We start from the raw sequence: 12182 nt of genomic DNA on the forward strand, positions 1-12182 counted from the left end.
TATGTCACAGGCCAGATGGCCATTTAGAACGGCCTGTTGTAGTTATGGATGTTATGTTCGGGGTTGACATCCATCATATCTTTTTTCTGTGCCCTCATCATATCGTCGATCCTGAGAATCATGGTTGCAACTTCTGAAGCAGATCTTATAGTTTGGGTCTTAACCCGAAGGGGATCAACGATTCCTTTCTCAACCATGTCAAGATAGTCGCCGCTGTAGATGTCCAATCCAATATTGGGATTTTCGACATGTGCATTACGCAGTTTCAGGATTACGGATGTCGCGTCCATTCCACCGTTTTCGGCAATAGCCATGGGTATGGATTCTACGGCATCGGCAAATGCAGTGATTGCCAGTTGCTCCCTTCCACCTATGGTTGAAGCATAGTGGCGCAGTCTCTGGGCAATTTCCACTTCTGCTGCACCGCCCCCTGCCACGATCTTACCATCCTCGAAGACTGAGTTGATAACATGGAGTGCGTCATCAAAGGCCCTTTCCAGATTGTCCGTGACATGCTCGGTACTTCCACGAAGCAGAATGGTAATTACCTTTGTATTTTCACATTTCTTTATGAATATCTTGGCAACGGTGGACTCTCCCTCTTCTCCGACTTCACCTGCATGTCCCAGATCCTCTTCACTGAGGTCGAAGACCCTTTTCACGATTTTTGCCCCGGTTGCATAGGACAGGTTCTTTATATCATCATCACTGACCCTGCGGATACCCATAACACCGCTCTTTTGCAAGTAATGTGCTACCTTGTCACCGATATTCTTGGAGCATATTACGACGTTTGCCCCGCTCTGGATGATGTGGTCAGCCATCTGCTTGAAATCATCCTCTTCACGGGCGAGGAAATCTTGCATTTCATCAGCATTGCTAATTTGTAATTTGGATGTGTTTGATGTTTTCTGGGTTTCAAGAGGTGTGTCTATAATAGCGATCTTTGCATCCTTTACAGTTTTTGGCATACCAGGGTGTACCCTGTACTTGTTGAGCATTATGCCATCGAGGATCTCTGTTTCACTGACACTTTTTCCAGGTTCCTGTCTGAGGATTATGTCGTTGTCTACATTGACACTACCCTTTTTGCTAATCTGCAGGATTGCATCCACACAAAGTGCTGCAAGTATCTCCTTGTTGGTTTCGGAAGCCTTTCCTGACATAGAAGTGCTGGCTATCTTTTCAAGAGCTTCCCTGTTTCCTTCGGTTACATCTATGGAAAATTCATTGAGAATTTCCAGAGCTTTTTCAGCTGCATTTTCGAATCCTCTTACAAGAACGCGTGCATGTACACCTTCTTCTATAAGATCGGATGCTTTGTCAAGTAATGTACCTGCAGTTACAACTGCACTGGTTGTACCATCACCTGCAATCTCTTCCTGGGTACGGGCAACCTCTACGATCATTTTGGCAGTTGGATGCTCGATATCCATTCCCTTGAGGATCATGGCTCCGTCGTTGGTGAGGACTATGTCTCCAATGGAGTTTACCATCATTTTGTCCATACCTTTGGGCCCAAGGGTAGTCCTAACAATGTTTGCTACTGCCTTTGCTGCGGCGATGTTTACGGATAAAGCATCTCTTCCCTGCTTGTGTTCGGTGCGGGGATCCATGATGTAGGCGGGTTGTCCGCCGTAATGTCCTGGCATTGATGTTGAACCTCCTGATGAATAATCTGTATATAAAGAAATCTAACTGTCTGTGGTTCTATAAATACATTTCGTAGTAACTCTTTGCGATTGCTAGCCTTTTCAAAACCTTTAATATATAGAGCGGGCTCTTATAAAGCCTATGCTTTATTTTGTCGGACTTGGGTTATTTGATGAAAAGGATGTTTCTGTAAAGGGGCTTGAAGTTATAAAAAATGCTAATAAGGTGTATGTGGAATTTTACACTTCCCGATTGATGGGTGCGGATAAAGAAAAGATGGAAGACATGTATGGCAGGGAAATACACGTTCTTGACAGACCGCAGGTAGAACAAGATCCTTGGTGGCTGGAAGAAGCAAAAGAGATTGATATAGCTTTTCTAACAGGCGGGGACACGATGGTATCCACTACTCATGTAGATATCCGTCTCAGAGCAATGGAGAAGGGCATTGAAACCCGTTTGATCCACGGCTCTTCCATAGTCTCTGCCATATGCGGTCTGACCGGCCTTCAGAATTACAGGTTTGGTAAAGCCGCAACCATTCCTCATCCATACACGAGCACCCGGGGAAATACCATTATTTCTGAAACTCCCTATGATACTATTCTACGCAACAGGCAGATGGGTCTGCATACGGCTGTATTTCTTGATATTGATATGAATAAGGGGTATATGACGGTTAATCAGGGAATTGACCTTTTGCTTCAGGTAGATGAAAAAAGAGGTGAAAATCTCATAAAAGGCTCAATAGCTGTAGGGATTGCAAACGCAGGTTCTGAAAAACCTATTGTAAAGGCAGATTTTGCTGAAAATCTCAAAATTTACGATTTTGGTTCTCCCCTGCATATTGTAGCGATCCCGGCAGATCTGCATTTTGTCGAGGCTGAATCCCTTGTTAAACTTGCGGGTGCACCCGGATCTATCCTTGAAGTAGAGGACAAAAATTAATTTGAAGTATTTTGAGTAAAAATCATTTACTTAGTGAGAGTATAATATGGTACGTGGTTCAGTAGGAGTCATATTCGGTGAAACAGGAACTCTTAATTTCAAGTTCCTGATATCAGACAGTACGGCAGTTCTGAGAGGGCATTATGTCAAAATATGGCATGAGACAGATGGCTGGATACTTGCACAGGTGTTGTCAATTGTGCGCTCCAGTGAAAAATATTCTCTGGAAGAAGCTAAAAAAGGGCAGAGAAAAGATCGAAATGATGACCGTATAGTGGCCTCTGCCACAATAATAGGAAGCAGGGATGATCGTGGTCTTTTAAGAGCGCCTATGAGTCCTTTCAGTCCCGGGGATCAGGTCTATCTGGCAGATGATACACTTATTAGAGATACACTGGGTCTTGTGGGAGATGACATGTATATCGGATTGCTTGAAGGTACCGGTATTCCTGTACACCTTAATGTAAACAGTCTTGTGCAGAAACACTGTAGCATCCTTGCAAAAACCGGTAGTGGTAAGTCTTATACTGCCGGAGTAATCCTTGAAGAATTACTTGATCATAATGTACCCATGTTGATAATTGATCCTCACAGTGAGTATTCTTCGATTAAAGAATCGGCCAGTGGAAATGCCGGTGACCTTAAAAAATACGGTATAAAACCCAAAGGGTACGGTTCCAGAATACAGGTTTATACTCCTGCCGATAAATCAATTAATCCAAATGCAGATCATCTTTTCAGGTTAAACGGGGTTAATCTTACTCCCAGTGAACTGATGACTTTATTTCCTGATAATTTTAACAGTACTCATTCAGGCATTCTCTATGAAGCTGTACACAGGTTGCGTGCTGACGTGGAAACCTATTTCCTTGATGATATAATAAGGGAAGTCAGCAATAATGAAAGCAAAGCCCGCTGGAATGTAATTAATTTACTTGAAGATATTAATCAGCTGGATATACTTTCACCTCAACCCACTCCGGTTGAAGAATTAATGCAGGATGGAAAGGCTTCGATTATTGACCTGAAGGGGGTTCCCCCGCATATACAGACAATGATTGTTGCACAACTCTGCGATGCTCTTTTTGAAGCTCGCAAACTTGGCACGATTCCTCCGGGAATGCTGGTTGTGGAAGAAGCCCATAATTTTGCTCCTGAAAGAGGATATAGCAAGAGTTCCAGTTCCGAAATTCTCCGAACAATAGCCTCTGAAGGGCGAAAGTTTGGTTTGGGGATGCTGGTAATTTCCCAGAGGCCTGCAAGGGTCGATAAAAATGTACTTTCACAGTGTGGAAGCCAGATTATATTGAAAGTTACCAATCCCAATGACCTTAAATCTATCAGTAAAGGTCTGGAGGGTGTAAATTCCTATGTAGAGGAAGAATTGTTACGCCTGCCACCCGGGATTGCAATGCTGGTGAGCAATGATATTGAACGCCCGATACTTGTGGATATACGTGTGAGGAAATCCAGGCATGGTGGGGAATCTGTGGAAATTCTCAATAAATCCTCCTCGAAAGTGTCTCCGGGTGTCAAAAAAGAGTCCAAAGCAGAGCCCTTAACCAAACCTGTGGAAGAAAAAAAATCCCAATCTCCGCCACCTAAAAGGCAACCAAGCCGCAATCCCAAGAAAGAGAGTGGTGGTCTTTTCAATAAGCTGTTTGGCTCTGAAAGTAAATAAGGTGTTATAAATGGCAGCGGATTTGAATGAGAAAGTTGGAAGATATGAAAAATTGCTTAAAAAAGCCCTGAAGCTTGCACGACCTGCTCCAAGGGCCAATTCTCATTTTATGAAAGTAGCAGATGATTATCTAAATATGGCCCAATCCTATTACAATGATGGTCTTCATTTCATTAAGATTGAGGATCCTGTAAATGCCCTTGTATGTTTCAGCTATGGGCATGCTTGGCTGGATGCCGGTGCAAGGCTTGGGATTTTTGATGTAGATGATGATGTGTTATTTACAATATGATCTGCCATTCCTTATCCAAATTCGGTTTAAGCAGAGAATTAATATAAGTGAAACGAATATGACTGAGTTTATTGCTTAATATGCTATTTGTGCTTATTAGTTTTGATGGCGATGTTTAAATTTGAGAGAATGTAGAAGTTTTAAACCTGGAGACGAAAAGTATGCCGAGTTATCATGTAACCCTTGAAGCTGCCTGGTTGGTAAGGGATGTTAAAAGCGCAGATGATGCCATTGGTGTAGCAATTGCTGAAGCCGGAAAGAGGCTAAATCCCCAACTTGATTTTGTTGAAGTTGATGTGGGTTCTACTTTCTGTCCTGCCTGTAATGAACCTTTTAGTAGTGTTTTCATAGCAGCAAATACCGCTATCGTCGGCCTTATCCTGGAAATGAAAGTTTTTGATGCTGAAAGTGACGAACATGCTTCCCGTATTGCCAAATCGGTCATCGGAAGAACCTTGAGGGATGTACCTCTTACTGTAATAGATGTCGAAGAATTTGTCAGATGAAGCTGGAGGTCTAATGTCCTCTCCTATAGATGTTGTAGGACATGCGGCATTGGATTATCTTTTTGAAGTAGAACATATTGCTTCACCAAACGAATCCTATCCGATAACAAGCTATGAAGTACTTTTCGGAGGGGGTGCTGCAAATATTGCCGCAGCAATGGCGCAGTTGGGCGGTAAATCCCGTTTGGTTGCTGCTGTAGGAGATGATTTTTCTACAAGTGGCTATGAAAAACATCTGAATAGTCTGGGTGTTGATCTTTCTCTCCTTTACCATATAGAAGGTGAGGAAAGTACCAAAGCTTTTGTCTATACTGACCCAAATCATAACCAATCATCCTACTTTTACTGGGGTTCATCTTCAAAGTTGCCTGATATGGAAGCTCCGGCGCTGGATTTTGTCCATCTGGCACCCTCTGAGGCAAGTTTCAGTGCCCGGGTGGCCCAGAAATCAAAGTTTGTTTCTTTTGATCCGGGCCAGGACCTCGTTACTTACTCAAAAGAGCATCTGGTTACTATACTGGATAATACGGATCTTCTATTTGCCAATATACATGAGGTCAAGCGTGTAAAAGAGATGACGGGGAAGTCTTTAAATGACCTGAAGAAATCCATATCAACAGTTGTAGTCACCTGTGATTCCAGTGGAAGTAAGATATATAGCAAAAATGAAAAAATCGATATTCCTATCGTGGCCGTAAAAGCTGTGGATCCCACCGGGGCGGGGGATGGTTATAGAGCGGGATTTCTTTTGGCTTTCAGGGAAGGTTTCCCTGTTGAAGTATGTGGCAAAATAGGAGCAACTGTTGCTTCATTTGAAGTAGAATGTGTTGGATGCCAAACCAATCTTCCATCATGGAATGATATGAAAAAAAGATATGAAGAGAACTTTGGAGTATTGCCCCTCTGATCTCTTCTTTTTTGTTTTATTTATTTTTATTCTCGATCACGGCCTGGGCTGCTGCCAGTCTTGCAATGGGCACGCGGAATGGTGAACAACTTACATAGTTGAGTCCTACGTTATGGCCATATTTTACAGAAGCAGGCTCTCCGCCGTGTTCTCCACAAATACCGATCTTGAGTTTGCTATTTGTGTCTCTACCCTTTTCAATACCTATTTTGACAAGTTCTCCGACTCCTTCTTGGTCAAGTACTGCGAATGGGTCCTGCTCCAGTATATTGTTCTCTATATAGGACGGGAGGAACTTACCTGCATCATCCCTGCTGAAACCGAAGGTTGTCTGGGTCAGGTCATTGGTACCAAAGGAGAAGAATTCAGCCTCTTCAGCGATACGGTCTGCAGTCAGGGCTGCTCTTGGTAGTTCTATCATGGTTCCCACGAGATAATCGATGGTTGAACCGTTACAATCCATTACTTCCTGTGCAGCGGATTTCACTGTTTCCTTGATTACCTTGAGTTCATTGACATGACTGACCAGTGGGATCATTATTTCCGGTACAATTTCGACCCCTTCCTTTTTCAGGTCACATGCTGCTTCAATAATAGCTTTGACCTGCATCTCGTACACTTCCGGATAAGTAATGCCAAGGCGGCATCCACGGTGGCCAAGCATCGGATTGACTTCTTTGAGTGATTCTACTCCACCTATCAGTCTGTTTACTTCAGCGATCTCTGACTGTTTGGCACCCTTACTTTTCAGTTCGCGTAGTTTTTCCGTGAGTTCTTCATGGTTGGGCAGGAATTCGTGAAGTGGCGGGTCAAGTAATCTGATTGTGACAGGATAGCCTTCCATTGCACGGAATATTCCGGTAAAATCTTCCTTTTGCATGGGGAGCAATTTTTCAAGTGCCTGTTTCCTTTCCAGGCTGCTTTCTGCCATTATCATTTCACGAACAACAGGGATTCTTTCCTCGCCAAAGAACATATGCTCTGTACGGCAAAGGCCTATACCTTCAGCTCCGAATTCCCTTGCTACTGCTGCATCTTGGGGGGTATCGGCATTGGATCTGACATTTATTGACCTGATATTGTCCGCCCACCCCAGGATGGTATCAAGTTCATCACTCAGTTCGGGGGAAATGAGTTTGACTTCTCCCAGTATGACTTCTCCTGTACTGCCATCGATAGTTACATAGTCTCCTTCTTTTACAGTAACATTTCCATTGGTGAATTCTTTTTTGTCGATGTCGATTGTAATTCCGCCACAACCGGCAACACATGGTTTACCCATTCCTCTGGCAACAACTGCTGCATGGGATGTCATTCCACCGCGAACAGTGAGTACACCTTCAGAAGCTGCCATTCCTCCGATATCCTCCGGTGATGTTTCAGTACGTACAAGGATAGTCTGTTTTCCTTCCTTGGATTTCTCTTCGGCATCCTCTGCTGTGAATACAACCTTTCCGACTGCTGCACCTGGTGATGCTGGTAATCCTGTAGCAATTACATCGAGTTTTGCACCGGGATCTATCATTGGATGGAGGACTTTATCTATCTGTGAGGCTTCGATACGTGATACTGCAGTTTCTTTATCAATGAGACCTTCTTTTTCCATTTCCACGGCTATTCTGAGAGCTGCTTTTGCAGTCCGCTTACCGGTTCTTGTCTGAAGCATGTAAAGAGTACCTTCCTGGATGGTAAACTCTATGTCCTGCATGTCCTGGAAGTGATTTTCCAGTTTCCTGTAGATGTCTACCAGTTCATCATAGACCTCAGGCATGCTATCCTGGAGTGCTTCGATGGGTTGTGGGGTGCGGATCCCTGCAACTACGTCTTCTCCCTGGGCATTTGTGAGGAATTCGCCGAAGAAGCATTTTTCACCGGTAGCAGGGTCACGCGTGAAAGCAACACCTGTTCCGGACTTTTCACCCATGTTTCCATAAACCATGCTCTGTACGTTTACAGCAGTACCCCAATTGTCAGGTATATTATTCAGGCGGCGGTATTTTATTGCTCTCTGGTTGTTCCAGGAATTGAATACAGCATCGATTGCCATCTGGAGTTGTTTTCTGGGATCCTGTGGAAACTCTTCCCCTGTATTGTCCTTTATTATTGATTTGAATTTTTCGACAAGGTATTTGAGAGAATCCGTGTCCAGTTCGGTATCCAGTTCTACACCAAGTTCTTCTTTCCTTGCTTCAATTAGTTTTTCAAAATTTTCAGTAGGTATTCCAAGTACAACATCTGAGAACATTGTCAGGAATCTTCTGTAACTGTCATAAGCAAAACGTTCGTTAGATGTCTTTTTTGCAAGTCCTGTGACAGTTTTGTCATTTAGGCCGAGGTTGAGAACAGTATCCATCATTCCAGGCATTGAAACCCCTGCTCCGGAGCGAACAGAAAGGAGAAGGGGATTGTCCGGATCCCCAAACTGTTTGTTATTTGCTTTTTCGAGCTTTTGTAAAGCCCGATTCACTTCATCAAGCACTCCGGGTGGATATTGATTGTTTTTTGTATAGAGCACACACACTTCGGTGGTAATTGTAAAGCCTGGAGGTACCGGAATACCCAGGTTTGCCATTTCGGCGAGGTTTGCACCTTTACCACCCAGCAAATCTTTCATGCTGTTTTTTCCTTCGGTTTTATTATTTCCAAAAAGATAAACGAATTTTTTATTTGCCACTAACTTTCCTCCCATGGAAATGTAGATTCCTGATTATATGTAGGATCCTGTTTGTTAGTTGATGACACAATAGTTCATTTTATATTAAGGTTTAACGATGCATTATGTTTTGAAGCAAGAATGAAATAATTTGCAGGGAATTAATTTTGTTTTAATCATTCCTTTTGTGCCCGGGAATGGCATAGGTTTCTATTAAAGGTGTTGCGATACATTTATATACAATTAATTCAATCTATTTATACTTCCAAATTACCTTATATAATGGAAAAATGCATATGAAAAGACTTGGAGTAGTGTCCCACCTGATAGGTGGCAGGAAACTTATAGTTAAAGGCTCCGAAAGCATGGCTTTCTGTAATATAAAGGATTTGCCCAGGAAAGGGTCGGCAGTTCTGGACAAGAAGGTTGCAAGAATTGGCAAAGTTTCCGATATAATAGGTCCGACCGCCCAGCCTTATATTGTAGTCAAAATTTTTAGTGACGTACCGGATTCGAAGATAAAAAGCTGGATCCGAGAAAAAGTGTATGTCAAATAATAAAAGTTTCCATTTTTATTCCGTGATTTTAAGCAGAGGTCCAATACATGGTAGAAGTTGAAAGGGTAAGGTATTCAGACACTTCCGAACGAGAAAAAATGCGTGCTATGATAAAGGCACGTCGTGAGAAGGAAAAGAATACTGATGTAGAGAATAAGGCACTTGAGTGCCCTGAGTGTGGTAGCCGCAATCTTGAACAGGATTATGAACGTGCAGAACTTGTATGTGCGGATTGTGGTTTAGTAGTTGATGCTGATTTTGTAGATGAAGGACCTGAATGGCGGGCTTTTGATCATGACCAGAGGATGAAGCGCTCCCGTGTGGGTGCACCGATGACCTACACGATACATGATAAGGGTCTTTCCACAATGATCGATTGGAGGAACCGTGATTCCTATGGAAAGTCCATATCATCCAAGAATCGTGCCCAACTGTATCGTTTGAGGAAATGGCAGAGACGTATCCGTGTCAGTAATGCAACTGAACGAAACCTGGCGTTTGCTCTTTCAGAACTTGACAGGATGGCCTCAGCCCTTGGTCTTCCCAGGACGGTTCGTGAAACAGCCGCTGTTGTTTACAGAAAAGCGGTTGACAAGAACCTGATTCGTGGTCGCAGTATTGAAGGTGTTGCCGCAGCTGCTCTGTATGCGGCATGCAGGCAGTGCAGTGTTCCAAGGACACTGGACGAGATTGGAGAAGTATCCAGGGTCAGCAGGAAAGAAATTGGTAGGACATACCGTTTCATTTCAAGGGAATTGTCCCTCAAACTAATGCCAACTTCCCCGATAGATTACGTGCCCAGGTTCTGTTCGGGCCTCACCCTGAAAGGCGAGGTGCAATCCCGCGGTGTAGAAATCCTGAGGCAGGCATCGGAGAAAGAACTAACAAGCGGACGTGGGCCTACAGGTGTTGCTGCTGCGGCTATCTATATCGCCTCTATCCTGTGTGGGGAACGCCGTACACAGCGTGAGGTCGCAGATGTGGCAGGTGTGACAGAGGTTACTATCCGTAATCGGTATAAGGAACTTGCAGAGGAACTCGATATCGAGATAATCCTCTGATTATGGAAGGATAATTTTAATATCCTTCAACTTCTTTTCTCCCCTATCCATGTTTGCAATACTGGACATGCTGTTTGTGGGATTTGCAGTAGGTCTTACAGGAGCGCTTGTACCAGGTCCGATGCTTTTTGCCACCATTGAGGGTTCTTTGAAAAAAGGATGGAGGGCAGGGCCTGAAGTTGTCCTTGGTCATGCTTTGATTGAACTTTTAATTTGTATTCTTATTGTGCTGGGCCTTACATCTCTTATTGGGGACGGGGAAATGTCCGTTATATCTTTTGTAGGGGGTCTGGTACTTGTTGTATTTGGTTTACTTACGATAATACAGTCCCGGAATACATCTATTGATTCAGGGTTATCCGGTGGAGTTCTGGCAAACCCTGTTTCTGCAGGTATACTAACTTCGGCTTCCAATCCTTATTTCTGGGTATGGTGGCTGGCTGCAGGGAGTGCACTTGTGCTCAGGGGTTTGGAGATAGGTATATTTGCTGCTGTGATGTTTATTATCGGTCACTGGCTGGCTGATCTTGGATGGTTTACCTTTGTTTCCACATCTCTTAGCAAGACGAGAAGTTTCTTTTCGGGAACTTTATACAGGGGTGTCCTTGCATGTTGCGGGGTTTTTCTGATGGGATTTGGTACCTGGTTTGCTCTTGGGTGATTTGATGGAATGCTTGTGTGTGAAAGTGAAAAAACGGTTTGGAGAGCCTGTCAGGCAGGCATTGGCAGAGATGGATTTACTGGATAATTCATACAGGCTGTCCGCGGATGATGCCTGTCTGTATGTACCTGTTATTGACGATTGTCCGGAGGAGGTCTGCTTAAATCTTCCCTATGCGGCAGAACTGGTAAAACATGACCTGCAACCCAATAAGAAACAGGTCACTCCTGAAAGTTTGCTTGGTTTTTCTCCCTCTTTTGAAATAGTGGGGGATATTGCAATTCTTGACGGCGATGAAGAGGAACCTGAAAAGGTTGCCCGGGCCCTGCTGGAATTTAGAAAGAGTCTGCGTGTGGTTTTACAGGAGGAATCCGGGATCACAGGGGAATTTCGGGTACGCAGGTTCAGGCTGGTTGCCGGGGAAGACAGGACTGAAACGATGCACCGGGATCATGGGTACAGGTATCTGGTGGATGTCGCGAAGGTTTATTTTACTCCCAGGCTTTCCACGGAACGCCAACGGGTGGTTTTGCAGTTGAAACCGGATGATGTAGTTGTGGATATGTTTGCAGGGGTGGGTCCATACAGTATCCCGGCGGCCAAAAAATGTAGTTATGTGTATGCGATTGATAAAAATCCGCACGCAGTTGAGTACCTGCAAAAAAACATCGAAATCAACCGGCTGGATAATGTTGAAGCCTTTGTGGCAGACGCCCGTGACCTTCCGGGGATGCTGGGTCAGGTAGCAGACCATGTTATCATGAACCTGCCTCACAATGCCTGTGATTTTGTTGATGAGGCCGTGGCCCTGACAAAACCCGGAGGTCTTATCCATTATTACGCAATGGCGCATGATGATGATCTTTTTGGTCCCTCTCTTTGCCTGATCGAGGAGACTGCAAAAAAAGCAGGCAGGGAATTTGAAGTACTGGTTACCCGCTCGGTCCGTTCGTATGCCCCGCATCAGTATAACATATGTATCGATATGCGGATCTATTGATATTATGCAGGCAAAATAGCGAAATGGTTAAATCCTAATATCCGTATCTGGATACGCATCTATGTGCCGTCGTGGCTTAGTGGTATAGCGGCTGATTCGTAATCAGCAGGCCGGGGGTTCGAATCCCCCCGACGGCTTATATTCTCTCGGAAAACGGGTATACATTTGAATATTCGTGCAATATTTGCATAGAGAATGTATGTAATTGTAGTACCCATTTTTTTCCAGTCTTCGTACAATATATTATTTCCTGATTTTCTGCT

General features: G+C 43.9%; 11 protein-coding genes and 1 tRNA gene. 10 read left to right on the forward strand and 2 right to left on the reverse strand.

Going from position 1 to position 12182, the window contains the following annotated elements; all coding sequences use genetic code 11:
* Window positions 1-23: 23 nt before the first annotated feature.
* Window positions 24-1652, reverse strand: a complete 1629-nt coding sequence (gene thsA, locus MMAH_RS03240) for a thermosome subunit alpha (RefSeq protein WP_013037112.1) — start codon at window positions 1650-1652, stop codon at window positions 24-26.
* Between the two features lie 142 nt (window positions 1653-1794).
* Here thsA and dph5 point away from each other — a divergent pair, with 142 nt between their 5' ends.
* The 5 genes from dph5 to MMAH_RS03265 all read left to right on the forward strand — a co-directional run bounded on the left by dph5 (window position 1795) and on the right by MMAH_RS03265 (window position 5987).
* The gene (gene dph5, locus MMAH_RS03245; protein WP_013037113.1) at window positions 1795-2601 is read left to right on the forward strand and encodes a diphthine synthase; all 807 of its coding nucleotides are present in this window, start codon (window positions 1795-1797) and stop codon (window positions 2599-2601) included.
* A gap of 46 nt (window positions 2602-2647) precedes the next feature.
* Complete coding sequence (locus MMAH_RS03250) at window positions 2648-4282, forward strand: helicase HerA domain-containing protein (protein ID WP_013037114.1); 1635 nt, start codon at window positions 2648-2650, stop codon at window positions 4280-4282.
* Window positions 4283-4292: 10 nt separating this feature from the next.
* Complete coding sequence (locus MMAH_RS03255; protein ID WP_013037115.1) at window positions 4293-4574, forward strand: DUF357 domain-containing protein; 282 nt, start codon at window positions 4293-4295, stop codon at window positions 4572-4574.
* Between the two features lie 161 nt (window positions 4575-4735).
* Entirely contained in the window at window positions 4736-5080 is a 345-nt protein-coding gene (locus MMAH_RS03260; RefSeq protein WP_013037116.1) for a DUF555 domain-containing protein, read from the forward strand.
* 13 nt (window positions 5081-5093) lie between these two features.
* Window positions 5094-5987, forward strand: coding sequence for a carbohydrate kinase family protein (locus tag MMAH_RS03265; RefSeq protein WP_013037117.1), 894 nt, complete (start codon window positions 5094-5096; stop codon window positions 5985-5987).
* A 16-nt stretch (window positions 5988-6003) separates the two neighbouring features.
* Here MMAH_RS03265 and ppdK read toward each other — a convergent pair whose 3' ends face one another.
* Window positions 6004-8661, reverse strand: a complete 2658-nt coding sequence (gene ppdK, locus MMAH_RS03270) for a pyruvate, phosphate dikinase (protein ID WP_013037118.1) — start codon at window positions 8659-8661, stop codon at window positions 6004-6006.
* 275 nt (window positions 8662-8936) lie between these two features.
* On the opposite strand from ppdK, the gene MMAH_RS03275 reads away from it, so the two are divergent.
* The 5 genes from MMAH_RS03275 to MMAH_RS03295 all read left to right on the forward strand — a co-directional run bounded on the left by MMAH_RS03275 (window position 8937) and on the right by MMAH_RS03295 (window position 12056).
* On the forward strand, window positions 8937-9197 hold the full coding sequence (locus tag MMAH_RS03275) for an H/ACA ribonucleoprotein complex subunit GAR1 (protein WP_013037119.1): 261 nt from the start codon (window positions 8937-8939) through the stop codon (window positions 9195-9197).
* A gap of 47 nt (window positions 9198-9244) precedes the next feature.
* Window positions 9245-10258 (forward strand): transcription initiation factor IIB, encoded by a 1014-nt coding sequence (locus tag MMAH_RS03280; RefSeq protein ID WP_013037120.1) that lies wholly within the window; start codon window positions 9245-9247, stop codon window positions 10256-10258.
* A 49-nt stretch (window positions 10259-10307) separates the two neighbouring features.
* Complete coding sequence (locus MMAH_RS03285) at window positions 10308-10919, forward strand: LysE family transporter (protein ID WP_013037121.1); 612 nt, start codon at window positions 10308-10310, stop codon at window positions 10917-10919.
* A 4-nt stretch (window positions 10920-10923) separates the two neighbouring features.
* Entirely contained in the window at window positions 10924-11919 is a 996-nt protein-coding gene (locus tag MMAH_RS03290) for a class I SAM-dependent methyltransferase (protein ID WP_013037122.1), read from the forward strand.
* A gap of 65 nt (window positions 11920-11984) precedes the next feature.
* A tRNA-Thr gene (locus MMAH_RS03295) sits at window positions 11985-12056 on the forward strand.
* Window positions 12057-12182 lie beyond the last annotated feature (126 nt).

This window comes from Methanohalophilus mahii DSM 5219 (assembly GCF_000025865.1).
GTDB lineage: Archaea > Halobacteriota > Methanosarcinia > Methanosarcinales > Methanosarcinaceae > Methanohalophilus > Methanohalophilus mahii.

Coding starts and splice junctions, on each gene's coding strand:
- MMAH_RS03275 (WP_013037119.1), top strand. CDS start 8,937: ATGAAAAGACTTGGAGTAGTGTCCCACCTGATAGGTGGCAGGAAACTT.
- MMAH_RS03290 (WP_013037122.1), top strand. CDS start 10,924: ATGGAATGCTTGTGTGTGAAAGTGAAAAAACGGTTTGGAGAGCCTGTC.
- dph5 (WP_013037113.1), top strand. CDS start 1,795: ATGCTTTATTTTGTCGGACTTGGGTTATTTGATGAAAAGGATGTTTCT.
- MMAH_RS03255 (WP_013037115.1), top strand. CDS start 4,293: ATGGCAGCGGATTTGAATGAGAAAGTTGGAAGATATGAAAAATTGCTT.
- MMAH_RS03250 (WP_013037114.1), top strand. CDS start 2,648: ATGGTACGTGGTTCAGTAGGAGTCATATTCGGTGAAACAGGAACTCTT.
- MMAH_RS03285 (WP_013037121.1), top strand. CDS start 10,308: ATGTTTGCAATACTGGACATGCTGTTTGTGGGATTTGCAGTAGGTCTT.
- thsA (WP_013037112.1), bottom strand. CDS start 1,652: ATGCCAGGACATTACGGCGGACAACCCGCCTACATCATGGATCCCCGC.
- MMAH_RS03265 (WP_013037117.1), top strand. CDS start 5,094: ATGTCCTCTCCTATAGATGTTGTAGGACATGCGGCATTGGATTATCTT.
- MMAH_RS03280 (WP_013037120.1), top strand. CDS start 9,245: ATGGTAGAAGTTGAAAGGGTAAGGTATTCAGACACTTCCGAACGAGAA.
- MMAH_RS03260 (WP_013037116.1), top strand. CDS start 4,736: ATGCCGAGTTATCATGTAACCCTTGAAGCTGCCTGGTTGGTAAGGGAT.